Genomic DNA, 17,587 nt, shown 5'->3' with positions numbered 1-17,587 from the left:
AGGGCTCACAGGGTGAAGGACCCGAGTCCGGCCGCGGCGGCCAGCTCGTCGATCGCGGTGTCATTCAGTGCCGCAGCGGTACGCGCGTTCCAGGCGTGCTCGTCCCACAGCTCGAACTTGGCCCCCTGACCGACGAAGGCGACCCGTTTGTCGAGCGTGGCGAAATCACGCAAATGCTGGGGCAACAGGATTCGACCCTGAGCATCCATTTCCACGTCTTGTGCATTCCCGATATAGAGGCGCTGGATGGCGCGTGCCGTGGCATCGAAGGCGGGGAGTGCGGCGAGTTTGTGCTCGATCGTCTCCCACTCGGGCTCCGGATAGAGCAACAGACAGCGGTCACGATCGACCGTCACGACCAGATGGGAATCACAGGCAGCACGCAGCCGTTCACGGTACCGGGCCGGTACCGCGAGACGCCCCTTGGCATCGAGATTGACGAGACTGACCCCCCGAAACACCGAGCGCCCCCGCGGCGAACCGCCTGGTTCCTGCTCCCTGATTCCCCACTCCCCCCCACTTGGCTCCCATGTTAGAGAGGGGTCTGGGGCCAGTCAAGGAAACGGTGGAGTTTATTCTTGGACAGTCAGCAACTTACGCCGGCAAGCTCGACCAGCGCCGAAGACCCGGTGAAAGGTTTTGATATCAAAAGGCTGGAGAATAAACTTCAGATCACGCTTTACCTTTCGACCAGGTCGAGCGCGAGCACTGAATGGGGACGGAGACGTAGATCGATGGAAGGAAGGGAGTCGGCCGATAAGCCGGGTTCTGTCGTGGACAGTCATTCATCTGGGACGCGCGTCGCCGCACGCCTCTAGCGACCTACCCGGGAACACGCGCGGGCCGCGCGCTGCGGTCGAAGCCGCGAGTTCCCCTATTTGGTCTTGCTCCGGGTGGGGTTTACCCTGCCACTGATGTTGCCACCAGCGCGGTGCGCTCTTACCGCACCATTTCACCCTTACCTCCCGTCCGAGGACGGGATCGGCGGTATCTTTTCTGCGGCACTTTCCGTGGACTCTCGCCCCCCAGGCGTTACCTGGCACCCTGCCCTATGGAGCCCGGACTTTCCTCCCCCGTCACCAGGACGGAAGCGACTGTCTGGCCGACTCCCAAGCAAGCAGTATACCCGAGAACCATGCCTTAGGTCGCGCGGGATCGAGCGATCAGCCGCCAGCCCCCAGCTCTCAGTCACCAGCCCCCAGTGGGCGCCTGCCCTCACCATCGGGGGCCGAAGACAATCCGCTGTTGGCTGTTGGCTGTTGGCTGTTGGCTGGCGGCTGGCGGCTGGCGGCTGGCGGCTGGCGGCTGGCGGCTGGCGGCTGGCGGCTGGCGGCTGAAAGCCGCCCCCTACCCCTTCCCGCCCAGCTCCAGTTCGACGCCGAGACGGTAGAGGGCGTTGGTCTTGGCGCCGGTGATCTGCGCGGCGAGTGCGGCGGCGCGGCGCAGCGGCAGGGCCTCGGCGAGGATGCGCAGTACCCGCTCCTGTTCGGCGCGATCCGGGGCGGCCTCGCCGCGCTGGCCCTCGACCAGGATCACCAGCTCGCCGAGACGCTGCTCGGCGTCGGCCTCCAGGCGCTCGGCCAAGGCCGCCGGGGTGGCCGAGAGGAAGGTCTCGAAGCGCTTGGTCAGCTCGCGCCCGACCACCGCCCGGCGCTCGCCGAGCACCGCGGCCAGGTCACGCAGCGTCGCCACCGCGCGTTTGCCGCTCTCGTAGAGGATCAGGGTGCCGGGCTCGGCGAGGAGCGACTCGAACAGCGCCACGCGCTGCGACTGACCGCGCGGCGGGAAACCGAGGAAGAGGAATCGATCGCTCGGCAGCCCGGCAGCCGAGAGCGCGCAGATCAGTGCGCTCGGACCCGGCACCGGCACCACCGTGAAGTCGGCCGCGCGTGCCGCATTCACCAGCTCGTAGCCCGGATCGCTCACCAATGGGGTACCTGCATCCGAGACCAGTGCGACATCGCGGCCCTCGCCGAGGGCCTCGAGCACCCGCGCGCAGCAGCCCTCGGCGTTGTGCTCGTGACAGGACACCAGGCGTGCCGAGATCCCCAGATGAGCGAGCAGCCGCCCGCTCTCCCGGGTATCCTCAGCGGCGATCAAATCGACCGCATTCAAGGTGTTACGCGCACGCTCCGAGATGTCGGCAAGATTGCCGATCGGCGTCGCCACCACGTATAGTACTCCGCGACCTCGTTCCATATCCCCCCACCTCCGCCGGCCACCGAGCGCAACGGAATCATGCAAAAGAACAAGAATCGCGCCCACCCCTCCCTGCTGTCCACCCCTGGCTTCCTGACCCTCCTGATCTTGCCACTGTTGCTCACCGCCTGTGCAGTCGATCCGATCTGGGAAGAGGGGCAGACGCTCTCCGAGGTCAGCGCCACCGAGCTCGGCCAGGCCAAGGCGCTGGCCGCCTCGGGGCGCTCGGCGCAGGCCGCCGAACGCTATCTGGCGCTGGCCGCCGAGTCCGAGCCGCCGGCCCGCGCCCAGCTGCGTCTCAAGGCCGCGCGCATCCTCCTCGCCGCCGGCGACACCGGCGCCGCGCGCAAGGCGCTCGCAGCCATCCGCCAGAGCGAGCTGAGCGCCGCCCAGCGCGAGCTGTTGCTGCTCACCGAGGCCGACCTGGAGCTGCTCGAGGGCCGACCGCGCGAGGCCGTCGCCCGGCTCGAACGGGTCCGTCACCGTGCCCTGCCCGAGGCGCTGCAGCTGCAGTACTACGGCATCCTGGCCTCGGCCGAGCGGCTGCTCGATCACCCGATCGCCGCGGCACGGGCGCTCGACATGATCGACACCCTGCTCGACCGACCGCAGGCACGGCTGGTCAACCAGGTCTCGCTGCTCTCGACCCTGTCACAAGCCGCCCCCGATCGGCTCGACACCCTCGCCCGCGAGGGCAAGGGCCGGATGCGCGGCTGGGTCGAGGTGCTGCGCCTGAGCGAGCGCTGGGGCAACGACGCCTCCGCGCTCGCCCGCGAGTACCGCGCCTGGCGCGCCGCGCACCCCAAGCACCCGGCACTGCCCGAGCTGGCCACCGCCTACGTCAGCCAGCTCGCCAGCGGCTATGCCAAGGACGACGTGCTGACCGTGCTGCTGCCGCGCGGCGGTCGCTTCGCCGGGGCGGCCACGGCGGTGCGCGACGGCATCGAGGCGGCGCGCGCGGCCGATGCCAGCGGACGCCGACCGGCGCTGCGCTTCGTCAACAGCACAGATCCCGGCGCGGTGCGCAGGCTCCATGCCCGCGCCGCCAAGGGCGGCGCCGACTATGTCATCGGTCCGCTGCAGAAGGCGAGCGTCGACGCGCTCTCGCGCGGCGGTCGGCTGAGCGTGCCGACCCTCGCGCTCAACGAGACCACCCATCGCGAGGGCCATGCCAGCGGCCTCTACCAGTTCTCGCTCTCGCCCGACGACGAGGCCGCCGAGGTCGCGCACAAGGCGCGCGGTGCCGGTCTCAGACGCGCCCTGGTGCTACGCCCCGAGGGACGCTGGGGCGAGCGTCTGGCGCGCGCCTTCAGCCATCAGTGGCAGGGACTCGGCGGCATCCTCGTCGCCGAGCGCACCGTCGACGCCAGCGACGCCGGCTATGCCCGACAGGTCACCGAGCTGACCCAAAACACCGCCGCCGATCTGGTGTTCCTGATCGCCACCCCGGATCTGGCGCGGCTGGTCAACCCGCTCATCACCAAGGCCAGCGCCGGACGGTTGCCGGTGATCGCCACCTCGCACGTCTACTCCGGCGGCTTCGAGCGGGTGCGCGACCGCGACCTGGTCGGGCTCTATTTCGTCGACATCCCCTGGATGCTCGGCGTCGGCGGCCAGGGACCGCTGTCGCGCTACCGGATGATGGCCGGGCTCGACAACACCCCGGACCCGCTCGCCAGGCTCTATGCCATGGGCATCGACGCCTACCGCCTGGCACCGCGCATGGAGGACCTCGCCCGTCATCCCGGCAGCCTCTATCCCGGCCAGACCGGCGGGCTCTCGGTCGACGCCTCGGGACAGATCCGCCGTCGTCTCAGCCTCGCGCGCTTCACCGTCGACGGGCCGCGCCCGGTCGAGGTCGAGGCCCTGCGCGCGGCGCGCTGAGTCCCCGATGGCGCTGCTCCCGGGCAGACTCGGCGCGGCCAAGGAGCGGCTCGCCGAGCGCTATCTGCGCGCTCGCGGACTCACCACCGAGGCCCGCAACCATCGCTGCCGCTACGGTGAGATCGACCTGGTGATGCGCGACGGCGACACCCTGGTCTTCGTCGAGGTGCGCTATCGCCGCAGCGAGCGCTACGGCAGCCCGGCGGCGACCGTCGACGCGCGCAAGCAACGCCGTCTGGCGGCGGCGGCCGCGCACTACCTGCAGCGTCATCCGACCATGCTATGCTGCCGCTTCGATGTGGTCGCCATCAGCGGCCAGGACCAGATCCAGTGGGTGAAACATGCCTTCTCGCTCGACGCCTGAGCGCGCGCGCACGAGGCGCGCGGCAACCCTAGCGCTCGTTCTCGCCAGCAGCCTGCTCGGCGGCTGTGGTGCCCTGGTGGTCGGCGGCATCACCGTCGGCGCCGCCGCGCTCTACGACCGCCGGCCCTATTACGTGGTCATCGACGACCAGCAGATCGAGATGAACGCGATCAGCGCCATCCAGCAGGACCGGGAGCTGCAGGACCACGCCCGCATCTCGGTCACCAGCTACAACTACACGGTGCTGCTCACCGGTCAGGCCGAGCGCGCCGAACTCGCCCAGCGCGCGGCCGACAAGGTCCGTCGTCTGGCCAAGGTGCAGCGGGTGGTCGACGAGATCACCATCGGCCCGCGGGTGAGCCTGGCGCGCAAGTCCGAGGACGCCTACCTGACCTCGCGGGTCAAGCTGGCGCTGACCAAGGTCGACCTCAAGGACTTCGACGCCACCCGGGTAAAGGTGATCAGCGAGGACGGCGTGGTCTATCTGATGGGGCTGGTCAGCCCCGCCGAGGCCGATGCCGCGACCGAGAAGGCGCGCTATGTGCGCGGGGTCAAGCGCGTGGTGAAGCTCTTTGAATACCGTCCCACCGGCAACTGAACTGCCGCGCACGCTGCGCGACCGGCTCGCCGCGATCGCCGGTCCCGGCAACCTGCTCACCGCCCCGGCCGACTGCTGGCCCTACGGCTACGACAACAGCCGCCGCCACGCCCTGCCCCAGGCGGTGGTGTTCGCCACCGACGAGGACCAGGTCGCCGCACTCGCCCGGCTCTGTCACGACACCGGCACGGTGCTGACCGCGCGCGGGCGCGGCACCGGCACCTCCGGGGCCACGGTGCCCGATCACGGCGGCGTGGTGCTGTCGTTCGAGCGCATGGACCAGATCCTGCAGATCGACCCCGACAACCGCCTCGCGGTGGTCCAGCCCGGGGTGACCAACGGCGCGCTGCAGCAGGCGCTCGCCGCGTCCGGCTTCTTCTGGCCGCCGGACCCCTCCAGCGCCGCCACCTGCACCATCGGCGGCAACCTCGCCTACAACTCCGCCGGACCGCGCGCGGTCAAGTACGGCACCCCGCGCGACAACACCCTGGGACTGCGCGCCGTCGACGGTCGCGGTCGGGTGCTGCGCACCGGGGTCAAGACCACCAAGGGCGTGGTCGGCTACGACCTCACCCGGCTGCTGATCGGCTCCGAGGGCACCCTGGGGCTGATCACCGAGGCGACGCTGCGTCTCACCCCGCTGCCCGAAACCAAGCGCACCCTGCGCGTCACCTACGGCGACATCCACGGCGCCGCGGCGGCGGTCTCGGCGATCATGGCGCAGCCGATCACGCCCTGCGCGCTGGAGTTCATGGACGCGCGCGCCCTGGAGATGGTCAGCCGCTACGCCGGACTCGAACTGCCGGCGGGCGCCGGCGCGCTGCTGATGATCGAGGTCGACGGCCCCGAGGCCGGGATCGAGGCCGCGCTCGCGGCGGTGGCCGAGGCCGCGCGCGCGGGCGCGCCGATCGAGCTGCGCCGGGCCAACGGCGCCGCCGAGGTCGCCGCGCTGTGGAAGACGCGCAAGGCGCTGTCGCCGGCGCTGCGTCATGTCGCGCCGAAGAAGATCAACGAGGACGTGGTGGTGCCGGTCTCGCGCATGGGCGCGTTCATCGACGGGCTCGACCGGCTCGGGCGCGAGCACGCCATCACCATCGTCAACTTCGGCCACGCCGGCAACGGCAACATCCACGTCAACCTGCTGATCGATCCCGACGACCCCGACGAGGTCGCCCGCGCCGCAACCTGTCTGGACGCGGTCTTCGCGCTGGTCATCGGGCTCGACGGCACCCTCTCGGGCGAGCACGGGGTGGGGCTGGAGAAGCGCGATTTCGTCGACCGCGAGCTCGACCCGGTGGCGCTCGCGCTGATGCGCGAGATCAAGCAGGTCTTCGACCCCGCCGGCATCCTCAACCCCGACAAGGGGCTGCCGCCCGTCGACTGAGCGAGACCGCTCAGACCTCCTCGATCGGTGCGGTCGCGACACGGTCGATGTCGCCCTCGCCGTCCGCGTCTGCGGCCGCCGCGCCGCCGGTCTCGTTCAAGACCCGCAACAGCACCTCGCGCTCGACGGCATCGAGACGCGTCTCCAGGGTCTCGAGATCGGCCGCGGCGCGCGCCTTGCGACAGACCGCACCGTGCAGCTCGATCAACAGTGCCTCGGCCAGCGGCGAACCACAGGCTGCGGCCTGACTCAGCCACAGCACCCCGCCGGCGTCATCGCGCTCGCCGCAGCGCCCGACCAACAGATCCCGCGCCAGCCAGCACATCGCATCGGCATACCCGGCACGCGCCGAGCGGGCGAACCAGTCGCGCGCGCTCCCCAGACGCTCGAGTTCGAGCAGCCGCAGCGCCAGGTCGCACTGCGCCTCGGCATCCCCGCGATCGGCGGCCAGCACCAGCGCCTGGGCCTCGGCATCGAGCACGCGGTCGGTCAGGGCCACCACCTCGGCCAGCGGCACCGAGGTGCGTCGACCCCGGCCCTCGCGAATCGCATGCAAGCGTCCGTCCTGGATATAGCGCCACAGGGTGCGCTTGGTCAGTCCGGTAATGGCGCTCGCGGTATCCAGACATACCGACGGCACAGCCCCTCCAAAACCTCAATTCAATAAACAAGGCGACCAGTTTAAATCGCCGACACAGAGGGGCGCCAACTCACCATCAGAGTCACACTTCGCAATAGCGACATCACCAGATGTCACACCTTTGAGTAGTGACAGGCACGATCCCGAAAAACCTCAAAATCCGCCAGCGACAATGGCAGACAACCAGCAAAAAAGCCATCAATCCATAGCGTCAAATAACAGATGAAGAGCAATTCAAACGACTCCTCATGAAAAATCACAACAACCAGGAACAGCCCTCTAGACAACCATAGAAACCAAATCCAATCATTCGAATGAAAATTCACAGCGACCACAAGGCTTAAAAACCCCGCCGACCAAGCCATTCGCGCTTCCCGCTCGCGAACGGTGACGCTCGATCGACTGTCTCACCCCGCACCCGGACATCGTGACATCGTCTCACCCAACGGCGATGACAGGCCGAGCAGCGAATACACGCAATCAATCGCTTAAGGCATCATTGGAACTGGCCCGAAAGTTGTCTTGCATGGAGCAGATGCCAAGGCTTGTCGAGCACGCATCGCAGAGCGAACTCAACCCACAGAATGGAGAGCAGGAATGAAAAGACAGCAGTCGGGATTCACGCTCATCGAACTGATGATCGTCGTGGCGATCATCGGCGTCTTGGCAGCGATTGCCATGCCCGCCTATCAGGACTATGTCGCCAAGTCCCAGGTCGCAGCCGGGCTTGCGGAGATCACCCCCGGCAAGACCGAGATGGAGCTGATGGTCAACGAGGGGCGCACCCCTGACTTTGGCGATGTCACCGACCTCGGTCTCAAGGCCACCACCTCGAGCTGCACGGTCACGGCGGCCATCGCCGACACAGGGGTCGGCACTATCACCTGCACCCTGACCGGCAACCCCAAGATCATCGGCGAGACCATCGTCTGGAGTCGTAGCGCAGACGGCGAGTGGAGCTGCGAGTTCAGCGGTGAGAAGAAGTTCGCCACCAAGGGTTGCCCGGCCAAGACCGAGACCAAGACCAAGACCTGACACCACACGCGTTAGAAGATCAGGTTCAGGGTTCAGAAGACACGCCCGCCTCGACCGCTCGGTCGAGGCGGGCGTCGTTTCAGCAAGCTCCCGTCTCCCCAATATGCACAGCCAACCACACACAGGCCAGATCGGCCGAGGTGGACTCGACCCGGTGCGGGGTCTGGGCGGGGATCAGTCGGTAGTCGCCGGCGCGCAGCCGCACCCGTTCGCCGTCGATCCACAGCACGGCCTCGCCCTGGAGCAGGCAGACCCACTCGTCGTGCGGCTGATCGTAGTCGACCGGCTCCGGGGTGGCGCTGCTGACGATACGCTCGATACGCGCCCCGGGACGGGCGAACAGGGTCTCGAAACGCTCGCCCTCGGCAGGAACCCGCAGGTCCTCGAGCAGGTTGCCCGCGCCGCTCACCCGCCGAGCACCATGGTCGCCAGCGCGCGCTGAATGGCGGCGACGTTCTCGCCGCCGCGGATCTCGCGCACCAGCGGCGTGGGGTCGCTGCCGATCCACAGCTTGAACTCGGCGTCGAGGTCGAAGTGGCCGGCGGTCTCGACCGCGAAGCGGGTGATCGAGCGATAAGGGATCGACTGATACTCGACCTTGCGCCCGGTCAGTCCCTGCTTGTCGATCAGGATCAACCGCGCGTCGGTGAAGACGAACTGGTCGCGCACCAGCTGGAAGGCCAGCTCGACCCGCTCCCCGTCGGCGAGGATCGGCGCCAGCTCCTCGCCGACGGCCTCGGCATCGCGACTGGCGGCATTGCCGGTGATGGCACTCAACAGCCCCATGATCTGATCTCCCCCTTGGATGCGTGCTACCGACCCGGACGCACCAGTGCGCCGAGCCCCATGGATTCGAGTTCGTCGAGCAGCAGTCGGCGCACCGAGGCGCCGTCCTCGCACTGCAGCGTCATCTGCAGCACCTCGCGCGCGCGGGCGCGACTGATGCTGCGGATCACCCGCTTGACCCGCAACAGGCTGCCCGCGCCCATGCTCAGGCTGTGCACGCCCATGCCGAGCAGCAGGAAGATCGCCAGCGGGTCGCCGGCCATCTCGCCACAGACGCTGACCTCGCGCCCGTGCACCCGCGCGCCGGAGACGATCTGCATCAGCGCGCGCAGCACCGCCGGGTGGAATTCGTCATACAGCTCGGCCACATGCGGGTTGTTGCGATCGACCGCGAGCAGGTACTGGGTGAGGTCGTTGGTGCCGACCGAGAGGAAGTCGACCCGGCGCGCCAGCGAATCGATCAGATAGACCGCCGCCGGCACCTCGATCATCACCCCCACCGGCGGCATGTGCACCTGGTAGCCCTCCTCGCGCAACTCGTCGTGGGCGCGATGGATGAGCTGCAGCGCATCCTCCAGCTCGGTGATGGTGCTGATCATCGGCAGCAGCAGCTGCAGGTTGTCGAGCCCCACGGCGGCGCGCAGGATGGCGCGCACCTGGGCGAGGAAGATCTCGGGGTGATCGAGGGTGATGCGTACCCCGCGCCAGCCGAGGAAGGGGTTGCTCTCCTGCATCGGGAAATAGGGCAGCGGCTTGTCGCCGCCGATGTCGAGGGTGCGGATGGTCACCGGGCGCGGCGCGAACAGCTCCAGCACCTGACGGTAGTTGGCCATCTGCGCCGCCTCGCCGGGGAAACTGTCGCGCACCAGGAAGGGCAGCTCGGTGCGGTAGAGCCCGACCCCGGCCGACTCCTCGATGCCCAGCGGACGGCTCTCGGAGACCAGACCGGTGTTGAGATAGAGCGGCACCTGATAACCGTCGGTGGTCTCGGCCGGGAGGTGGCAGAGCGCCTTGAGTTCATTGGTGAGGGCGACGTCGTCCTCGGCCAGACGCAGGTATTCGGTGCGCACCGCCGGTGTCGGCGAGACATAGACGCGACCGCGATAACCGTCGACGATCATCTCGCGCCCCTCGACCCGGCTCACCGGCAGGTCGGAGACCCCCATCGCCGCCGGGATGCCCATGCTGCGGGCGAGGATGCCGACGTGGGACGAGCCCGAACCCTTGGTCGAGACGATGCCGGCGAGGCGCTCGCGCGGCACCTCGGCGATCTGCAGCGCGCTGATCTCCTCGCCGACGAGGATGGTCTGCTCGGCATAACGCAAGGGATCGACGGTGCGGTTCTGCAGGTGCATGAGGATACAGCGCCCGAGATCGCGGATGTCCGAGGCGCGCTCGCGCAGATAGGCGTCATCCATGGCGTCGAACACCCGGGTGTGCTCGGCGATGGTCTCGCGCAGCGCGCCCGGCGCCCAGTTGCCGGCGCGGATGCGCCCGATGGTGCCGTCGACCAGGGTGTCGCTCTCGAGCATCAGCCGCCAGGCATCGAACAGCGCCATGTCCTCGGCGCCGAGATGACTGTGGGTGTGGCTGGCGAAGCGGTCGAGATCGGCCGCAACCTGATCGAGCGCCTCGCGGAAGTGGTCGATCTCACCCTCGACGCCCTCGGGGACGCGATCGGGCACGGCGTCGAGATCGGCCGGTGGATAGACCACCACCGCCTGCCCCAGCCCGACCCCCGGCGAGGCGGCCAGCCCGGGCAGGAAGCGCTGCGGGATGCCGTCGTCCTGCAACCGCGCCAGTTCGCCGCTGGTGCGGGCGAAGGTGATGGCGCCGGCGAGCTGCGAGGCCAGGGTGACGACGAAGGTGACCTCGGCGTCGTCGAAGTGACGCTTGTCGCGCTGGCGCAGCACCAGCACCCCGAGCACCTTGCGGTTCTGGATGATCGGGGCGCCGAGGAAGCCGTGATAGCTGGTCTCGCCGGTATCGGTGATGCACTGATAGCGCGGGTGGTTGAAGGCGTCGTCGAGGTTGATCGGCTCGGCGCGCTCGCTGACCAGACCGATCAGCCCGCGGCCCATCTCCAGGCGCACCCGACCGACCGCCGCGGCGCGCAGCCCGTCGCTGGCCTGGAGCACGTGGTGGCGTTTGTCGAAATCGTTGAGATAGACCGAGCAGACGTCGGCCCCGACGGCCAGCTTGACCCGCTGTACGATGATCCCCAGCGCCTGTTCGAGATCCCGGGCGTTGTTGACTTCCTGGACGATACGGCGCAGGGCTTCGAGCATAGAGGGAGCGGGACTCTAGAGAGATGGATGGATGAATCCGGGTCGGCAGACCCGTCGGCCGGGGTTGCAGAGACCTCCGGCCATGCCGCGGCCGACTCAGCGGCGTCGCTGACGCAGCAGCGCGCCGCCGGCCGACTGGCGCGGTCGCTGACGCAGCTCGCGGGTCGGCGCGCCCTCGGGGTAGAGCGCGGGGGCAAGCTCCTCGAGCGCCTGCAGATAGACGTGGCGCTTGAAGTAGACGACCTCGGTGAGCGGCTGCCAGTAACGGACCCAGCGCCAGGCGTCGAACTCGGGCTTGTCGGAGTGATCGAGGCGGAAGGCGCCCTCGTCGCAGTCGACGCGGAGCATGAACCACACCTGCTTCTGACCGATGCAGGTCGGGCCGCAATGACGGCGGATATAGCGCTTGGGGAGGTGATAGCGCAGCCAGCCGCGGGTGCTGCCGAGGATGGTGACCTGGTCGTGGTCGAGCCCGACCTCCTCCTGGAGTTCGCGGAACATCGCCTGCTCGGGGGTCTCGTCGGAGCGGATGCCGCCCTGCGGGAACTGCCAGGCGTTCTGTCCGATCCGCCGGCCCCAGAATAGACGGCGCTCCCGATTGCTCAGGATGATGCCTACGTTCGGTCTGAAGCCGTCGTGATCGATCACGTCACTCTGTCCCACTGGATCGCGCCTTCGCATTCTTCCATACCCCGTTGATAGCGGCAAGCGAAGACCCGAGTAAGCGTCTGCAAACCAAGGGCTTTCCCGTATACCGCGCACCGCCTCCCGGCACTGGCGCGGTGCGTGCTTGCAAGCATCCGGGGAATCCCGGACCATCGAGCGGCGGGCTCGCGCCCAAGGGGCGTCCCCTCTCCCGCCGCCCGCCCAACCCATCCACACCAACAGCCATCAGGATTCACCGCCCGATGCCACTAGCGATCTTCGATCTCGACAACACCCTGCTCGCCGGGGACTCCGATCACCTCTGGGGCGAGTACCTGGTCTCCCAGGGCATCGTCGACGGCGAGCATTACGCCCGTGAGAATACCCGTTTCTACCACGACTACCGCAACGGCACGCTCGACATCGACGCCTTCCTGCGCTTCACCCTGCGGCCACTGAGCGAGCTGCCGCGCGAACGCCTCGAGGCGCTGCGCGCCGACTTTCTCGACACCTGCATCGCCCCGATCATGCTCGAGCAGGCGCATGCGCTGATCGCGCGTCACCGCAACGCCGGCGACACCCCGATGATCATCACCGCCACCAACGCATTCATCACCGCGCCGATCGCCGCGCGCTTCGACATCCCGCACCTGCTCGCCACCCTGCCGGCCGAGCGCGACGGGCGCTATACCGGCGAGGTCGAGGGCACCCCGACCTTCCGCGAGGGCAAGGTCGAGCGACTCACCGCCTGGCTCGCCGAGCACGATCGCGACCTCGCCGGCAGCCACTTCTACAGCGACTCGCACAACGACCTGCCGCTGCTCGAGCAGGTCGAGCACCCGGTCGCGGTCGATCCCGACCCGCAACTGCGCGCCACCGCCGAGGCCCGCGGCTGGCCGGTGATCTCGCTGCGCGACTGACCCACCAAAGTCGTCCGGCGGTCTTCATGCTGGCGTCATCTCACCCACACCGCCCCGCAACAGTCGCGACCTACCATCACCCTCTCAGTCAATCAGGGAAACAGCAGAGGGTCTGCAATGGTCGCATCCGCGTCTGCGTCGGTCGTCAAGCGCACCGAACGTCTCTACGTCGAACTGGCCTCGTCCACACCAGAAATCCGCGAGGCCCTGGCCCTGCGTCATCGGGTGTTCGCCGGCGAGATGGGAGCGACGCTCGACAGCCTCACCCCAGGGCTCGACGAGGATGCCTTCGATGCCTATTGCCAGCATCTGCTGGTCCGCGAGGGGCGCACCGGACGCATCATCGGCTGCACCCGACTGTTGCTCGACAACCAGGCGGCCCGGCTCGGACGCTTCTACTCCGAGGGCGAGTTCCGGCTCGACCCGGTGTTGGCGCTGCCCGGGCGCAAGCTCGAGATCGGGCGCACCTGCATCGACCCGGCCTATCGCCAGGGTCCGGCGATCGCGGTGTTGTGGTCGGGACTGGCCGGCTTCATCCATCTCCATGGGGTGGACTATCTGTTCGGCTGCGCCAGCGTGCCGCTCGGCGAGCACGATCTGCAGGCGGCGGCGATCATGAACCGGCTGCGCCGCCAGGCGCTGGCGCCGGAGACGCTGCGGGTCACCCCGCGCGCGCCGCTGCACACCGAACACGCCTCGGACGACAACCTCGACGCCCCGCTGCCGGCGCTGCTGCGCGCCTATGTCAGGCTCGGCGCCAAGGCATGCGGCGAACCCTGTCGCGACCCCGACTTCGGCGTCGCGGACGTACTGATGCTGCTCAATGTCGATGAACTCAACCCAAGCTACTCCAGACACTTCCTCGAACGCGCCGCGCAATCCTGAGCGGGCCGGCGTGCTGACGACCGGCTGGCGCCTGCTGCGCCTGATCGAGCACCTGATCACCGGAACCATGATCGGTCTTTGGATCCATCTACTCGATCGCCTCGGCCATCCACCGGCCTGGACCGCGCGCGCGGTGCGCTGGTGGAATCGGCGGCTGTGCCGGGTGCTCGGCCTCACCCTGGAGGTCAGCGGCCGGGTCGCACCGGGCGCGCTGGTGGTCGCCAATCACGTCTCCTGGCTCGACGTGCCGGTGCTCGGCGCCCAGGGCGAGATGGGCTTCCTGTCGAAGTCCGAGGTGCGGCGCTGGCCGCTGATCGGCTGGCTGGCGCGCCTCGCCGGCACCCATTTCATCGTCCGCGGCGCCCACCAGACCGAACAGGTGATGCAGGGCATCGCCGATGACCTGCGCGGCGGTCGCGCGGTGGTGATCTTCCCCGAAGGCACCACCAGCGACGGCCAGGGACTGCGCCGTTTCCACCCACGGCTGTTCGCGCTCGCCCAGATCCCCGGCACCCGGGTTCAGCCGGTGGCCATCCGCTACCAGCACGCCGACCACCCGGCCCCCGAGCGCGCCGCCGCCTACACCGACGACGACAACCTGGTCCTCAGCCTGCTGCGCATCGTGCGTCACCCGGCGCTGCAGGTCAGGATCGAGTGTCTGGCGCCACTGGCGCCGGCGCCGAGCGCAAGACGTCATGAACTGGCCGAGCAGACCCGCACGGCCATTGCCCGATCACTGGACCTGCAGCCCGAAGCCGCCTGAGCCATGAACACCACCGCCCCCCGACCCACCGTGTTGAGTGTCGCCATCGTCACCGAGACCTACCCCCCGGAGATCAACGGCGTGGCGCACACCATGCGTCACCTCGCCGAGGGGCTGACGGCGCGCGGTCACCGGGTCAGGGTGGTGCGTCCGCGCCAACGCGACGAGTCGGGCGCAACCCCGATCGAGATCGTGGTCCCCGGACTACCGATCCCCGGCTATCGCGGACTGCGCTTCGGTCTGCCGGTCTACTGGCGGCTGCGCCGATTGTGGCGCCGCACCCGCCCGGACCTGGTCTATATCGCCACCCAGGGACCACTCGGACACGCCGCGCTCGCCGCGGCGCGCTCACTCGGGGTGGCGACGGTCACCGGCTTCCACACCCAGTTCCACCAATACAGCCAGCACTATGGGCTGGGCATGCTCACCCGCCCGATCGTCGCCACGCTGCGCCGCTTCCACAACCGCTCGCAGGCCACCCTGGTGCCCACCGAGGCGCTGCGCGAGACGCTCACCGTCTCCGGTTTCACCAATGTCCATGTGTTCGGGCGCGGGGTCGACATCGAGCGCTTCTCGCCGCGCTGGCGCGACCCGGCGCTGCGCCGCGCCTGGGGCTGCGAGACGGACGACCTGGCGGTGCTCTATGTCGGACGGATCGCCGCGGAGAAGAACCTCGAGCTGGCCTGCGCCGCCTTCGAGGCGATCCGCACCGAGCACCCGAGCGCGCGCTTCGTGCTCGTCGGCGACGGGCCGGAGCTGGCACAGCTACGCCGCAGCGCCCCCGACTATGTCTGCACCGGGGCAAAGACCGGCCAGGCGCTCTCGGCGCACTATGCCTCGGGCGACCTGTTCCTGTTCCCCAGCGAGACCGAGACCTTCGGCAACGTGGTCACCGAGGCGATGGCCAGCGGCCTGGCGGTGATCGCCTACGACGATGCCGCCGCACACACATACATTGACCCCTGGCGAAACGGCGTTACAGTGCCGTTAGGCGAGCGCGACGACTATCTCCGGGCCGCCCGCGAGGCGGCGAGCGATCGCGCGCGACTGCGCCGGATGGGCGAGGCGGCCCGTCACGACGCCGAGGGCATGAGTTGGGAACGCGTCCTCGAGGGGCTCGAGGAGCGACTGATCGAAGTCATCCATCGACAGCGTCGCAGCGGAGACTTGTCATGCAGATGTGGCTACAACACCTGAACGACCTGGAGACGACGCTCTGCCGAGCCTGCAGCCGCCCGAGCCGGCGGCAGTGGATCCAGCGCAGCTTCGCCCTGATCAGCCGGCTCGGCGACGGTATCTTCTGGTACAGCCTGATCGCACTGCTGCCACTGACCCACGGCACCTACGGACTGCAGACCAGTCTGCACATGCTGCTCACCGGCGGGGTGGCACTGGCGCTCTACAAGTCGCTCAAGCGTTTCACTCGCCGCGAGCGTCCCTGCAACCATGCCAGCGACATCGTCGCACTGGTGCCGCCACTCGACCGCTACAGCTTCCCCTCGGGGCACACCCTGCACGCGGTGGTCTTCACCATGGTGGCGATCCACTACTTCCCCCAACTCGCCTGGATCCTGGTGCCCTTCACCCTGCTGGTGGCCGGCTCGCGGGTGATCCTCGGGCTGCACTACCCGAGCGACGTGCTGGTGGCCACCGGCATCGGCCTGCTGCTCGCCGACACCAGCCTGGCGCTGCTCGGCTAGCCCGCGCCTCACGCCCCCCAGAACGCAAAACAGGACGCCGGGCTTGCGCCCGGCGTCCTGTCGTTCGCCCCGCCAAGGGGGCGATCAGGCTTGACCCTGCTTACTTCGAGGCGGGCTGAGCCGGCTGCGCGGGCTGAGCCGGCATGGGAGCGCCATAGGGGGCACCATAAGGTGCGCCGTAGGGCGCTGCGTAGGGGCCGCCATAGTAGGGCGCGCCGTAACCGTAGTAGGGGTAGCCGCCGTAGTAGGGGTTGTCGTAGCCATAGCCGTAACCACGACCATAGCCGCGACCGCGACCATAACCGCGACCACCGCCGCTCATGTTCATGTTGAAGTCGCCCCAGCCGTCACCGAACATGTCGTTGAACATGTCGCCGAAGCCGGAACCATAGCCCGGGCCGTAACCACCGCCCGGCCCCCACCAGGCAGAAGCGGAAGCGGAGGCACCCAGGAGGGCAGCGACTGCAGCGGCGGTAGCAAGCTTTTTCATTGATCTCTCCGGTCGTTGGAATTCGATCTGATGGCAAACCCGGTCGCCGCAAGCGGCGACGACGGAATGGATTATATTAGAAAATAATTAAATATGGAAATTATTTCCTCTCGGTCTCCCGCAACCGCCGCGCGACCGCGCTGAGATCTTCCCAGGACTTGGCCTTCTGCGCCGGCGAGCGCAGCAGATAGGCAGGATGATAAGTCACCCGCAGCGGAATGCGCGCATCGCCGACCTCGAACCAGCGCCCCCGCAGCCGACCCACGCTGACATCGGTATTGAGCAGGTGTTGGGCCGAGATCCGCCCCAGCGAGAGGATCAGTGTCGGCTCGATGAGCGCGATCTGACGTTGCAGATAGCCCTCGCAGCGGGCCATCTCCTCGGGGTGCGGGTCACGATTGCCGGGCGGGCGACACTTGAGCACATTGGCGATGAAGACCTCCTCGCGCGCCAGCCCGATCGCCTCGAGCATGCGCGTGAGCAGTTGCCCCGCCCGTCCGACGAACGGCTCGCCCTGACGATCCTCGTCGGCGCCCGGGGCCTCGCCGATCAGCATCAGCCGCGCATTGTGCGCGCCGCTGCCGAAGACGCTGTGCTGTCGGGTCTCGTGCAGCGCACAGCCACGACAGCCGTGCACCGCGCGCGCCAGCTGCTCCCAATCCATCGTGGCGACCGCCGGGACCGCAGCGGATGCGGCGGGCGCGAACAGATCATCGGCCGGCGGCTCGGGCGCGGGCGCGCGCGGCGCCACCGTGCGCTCGGTGAAGGGCGCCGGCTCGGACGAGGACGGTGCGCAGGGCGGCGGCATCGGTACCGGCGGCGGCTCGGGGGCGCGCGGCGCGGGCCGGGGCCGTGCCGGCTCGAGGGTCGCGGGCGGCGCCTGTGGCGGGACCGCCGGCGGCATCTCGAGCGGCGCCGCCGCGGCGCCGTCGTGCTCGTCCGCGCGCGGCTGCCAGGCATGCACCCCCATCCGCGCCAGATAGCTCAGACGACGTTGCTCGTCCAT

At 68.6% G+C, this 17,587-nt stretch carries 19 protein-coding genes and 1 other RNA gene; 10 read left to right on the top strand and 10 right to left on the bottom strand.

The features are described 5' to 3' along the window. Positions 1-5: 5 nt before the first annotated feature. The 3 genes from mraZ to rsmI form a co-directional block, all read right to left on the bottom strand. Positions 6-461 carry a division/cell wall cluster transcriptional repressor MraZ gene (gene mraZ, locus EDC29_RS03475; RefSeq protein WP_062277283.1) on the bottom strand — a complete coding sequence of 152 codons (456 nt, stop codon included), beginning with the start codon at positions 459-461 and terminating at the stop codon, positions 6-8. Between the two features lie 280 nt (positions 462-741). Further along, an RNA gene (gene rnpB, locus EDC29_RS03470) (RNase P RNA component class A) lies at positions 742-1,110 on the bottom strand. Positions 1,111-1,347: 237 nt separating this feature from the next. After that, positions 1,348-2,199: a 16S rRNA (cytidine(1402)-2'-O)-methyltransferase gene (gene rsmI / locus EDC29_RS03460; RefSeq protein ID WP_132228585.1), complete on the bottom strand. Its 852-nt coding sequence runs from the start codon at positions 2,197-2,199 to the stop codon at positions 1,348-1,350. Between the two features lie 39 nt (positions 2,200-2,238). On the opposite strand from rsmI, the gene EDC29_RS03455 reads away from it, so the two are divergent. The 4 genes from EDC29_RS03455 to EDC29_RS03440 are packed head-to-tail and all read left to right on the top strand — an operon-like array spanning position 2,239 to position 6,429. Beyond that, a complete protein-coding gene (locus EDC29_RS03455) occupies positions 2,239-4,083 on the top strand; it encodes a penicillin-binding protein activator (protein ID WP_123140026.1) in 1,845 nt (614 codons plus the stop codon). 7 nt (positions 4,084-4,090) lie between these two features. Further along, positions 4,091-4,447, top strand: coding sequence for a YraN family protein (locus tag EDC29_RS03450; RefSeq protein WP_123140027.1), 357 nt, complete (start codon positions 4,091-4,093; stop codon positions 4,445-4,447). Beyond that, positions 4,425-5,045, top strand: a complete 621-nt coding sequence (locus EDC29_RS03445; RefSeq protein ID WP_123140028.1) for a BON domain-containing protein — start codon at positions 4,425-4,427, stop codon at positions 5,043-5,045. The genes EDC29_RS03450 and EDC29_RS03445 overlap by 23 nt, the downstream gene beginning before the upstream one ends. After that, positions 5,020-6,429: an FAD-binding oxidoreductase gene (locus EDC29_RS03440; protein WP_242465993.1), complete on the top strand. Its 1,410-nt coding sequence runs from the start codon at positions 5,020-5,022 to the stop codon at positions 6,427-6,429. The genes EDC29_RS03445 and EDC29_RS03440 overlap by 26 nt, the downstream gene beginning before the upstream one ends. Positions 6,430-6,439: 10 nt before the next feature. Here the strand turns inward: EDC29_RS03440 and EDC29_RS03435 are convergent, their stop codons facing one another. Further along, positions 6,440-7,069 (bottom strand): sel1 repeat family protein, encoded by a 630-nt coding sequence (locus EDC29_RS03435; protein ID WP_132228583.1) that lies wholly within the window; start codon positions 7,067-7,069, stop codon positions 6,440-6,442. A 597-nt stretch (positions 7,070-7,666) separates the two neighbouring features. On the opposite strand from EDC29_RS03435, the gene EDC29_RS03430 reads away from it, so the two are divergent. Continuing rightward, positions 7,667-8,104: a pilin gene (locus tag EDC29_RS03430; RefSeq protein ID WP_132228581.1), complete on the top strand. Its 438-nt coding sequence runs from the start codon at positions 7,667-7,669 to the stop codon at positions 8,102-8,104. A 79-nt stretch (positions 8,105-8,183) separates the two neighbouring features. Here EDC29_RS03430 and EDC29_RS03425 read toward each other — a convergent pair whose 3' ends face one another. The 4 genes from EDC29_RS03425 to EDC29_RS03410 form a co-directional block, all read right to left on the bottom strand. Continuing rightward, complete coding sequence (locus EDC29_RS03425) at positions 8,184-8,513, bottom strand: cupin domain-containing protein (RefSeq protein WP_132228579.1); 330 nt, start codon at positions 8,511-8,513, stop codon at positions 8,184-8,186. Further along, on the bottom strand, positions 8,510-8,890 hold the full coding sequence (locus tag EDC29_RS03420) for a PH domain-containing protein (RefSeq protein WP_123140032.1): 381 nt from the start codon (positions 8,888-8,890) through the stop codon (positions 8,510-8,512). Before EDC29_RS03420 ends, EDC29_RS03425 begins: the two co-directional genes overlap by 4 nt. Before the next feature lie 26 nt (positions 8,891-8,916). Next, positions 8,917-11,178 (bottom strand): phosphoenolpyruvate--protein phosphotransferase, encoded by a 2,262-nt coding sequence (gene ptsP / locus EDC29_RS03415; RefSeq protein WP_123140033.1) that lies wholly within the window; start codon positions 11,176-11,178, stop codon positions 8,917-8,919. Positions 11,179-11,274: 96 nt separating this feature from the next. Next, complete coding sequence (locus EDC29_RS03410) at positions 11,275-11,826, bottom strand: RNA pyrophosphohydrolase (RefSeq protein WP_123140034.1); 552 nt, start codon at positions 11,824-11,826, stop codon at positions 11,275-11,277. A gap of 260 nt (positions 11,827-12,086) precedes the next feature. On the opposite strand from EDC29_RS03410, the gene EDC29_RS03405 reads away from it, so the two are divergent. From EDC29_RS03405 to EDC29_RS03385, 5 genes are all read left to right on the top strand, one after another. Beyond that, positions 12,087-12,743: a histidinol-phosphatase gene (locus tag EDC29_RS03405; RefSeq protein ID WP_123140035.1), complete on the top strand. Its 657-nt coding sequence runs from the start codon at positions 12,087-12,089 to the stop codon at positions 12,741-12,743. Between the two features lie 117 nt (positions 12,744-12,860). Beyond that, positions 12,861-13,628, top strand: coding sequence for a GNAT family N-acetyltransferase (locus EDC29_RS03400; RefSeq protein ID WP_123142004.1), 768 nt, complete (start codon positions 12,861-12,863; stop codon positions 13,626-13,628). A 10-nt stretch (positions 13,629-13,638) separates the two neighbouring features. Next, positions 13,639-14,391, top strand: a complete 753-nt coding sequence (locus EDC29_RS03395) for a lysophospholipid acyltransferase family protein (protein WP_223806016.1) — start codon at positions 13,639-13,641, stop codon at positions 14,389-14,391. A 3-nt stretch (positions 14,392-14,394) separates the two neighbouring features. Then, on the top strand, positions 14,395-15,588 hold the full coding sequence (locus EDC29_RS03390) for a glycosyltransferase family 4 protein (RefSeq protein ID WP_132228577.1): 1,194 nt from the start codon (positions 14,395-14,397) through the stop codon (positions 15,586-15,588). Continuing rightward, the gene (locus EDC29_RS03385; RefSeq protein WP_132228575.1) at positions 15,564-16,091 is read left to right on the top strand and encodes a phosphatase PAP2 family protein; all 528 of its coding nucleotides are present in this window, start codon (positions 15,564-15,566) and stop codon (positions 16,089-16,091) included. The genes EDC29_RS03390 and EDC29_RS03385 overlap by 25 nt, the downstream gene beginning before the upstream one ends. Before the next feature lie 100 nt (positions 16,092-16,191). Here the strand turns inward: EDC29_RS03385 and EDC29_RS03380 are convergent, their stop codons facing one another. Together EDC29_RS03380 and EDC29_RS03375 are read right to left on the bottom strand one after the other, a co-directional pair. Then, entirely contained in the window at positions 16,192-16,581 is a 390-nt protein-coding gene (locus EDC29_RS03380; RefSeq protein ID WP_062277246.1) for a sulfur globule family protein, read from the bottom strand. Between the two features lie 100 nt (positions 16,582-16,681). After that, the gene (locus tag EDC29_RS03375; RefSeq protein ID WP_132228573.1) at positions 16,682-17,587 is read right to left on the bottom strand and encodes a uracil-DNA glycosylase; all 906 of its coding nucleotides are present in this window, start codon (positions 17,585-17,587) and stop codon (positions 16,682-16,684) included.

Source organism: Marichromatium gracile, from assembly GCF_004343155.1.
GTDB lineage: Bacteria > Pseudomonadota > Gammaproteobacteria > Chromatiales > Chromatiaceae > Marichromatium > Marichromatium gracile.
This window is presented reverse-complemented; position numbering and strand designations above follow the sequence as displayed.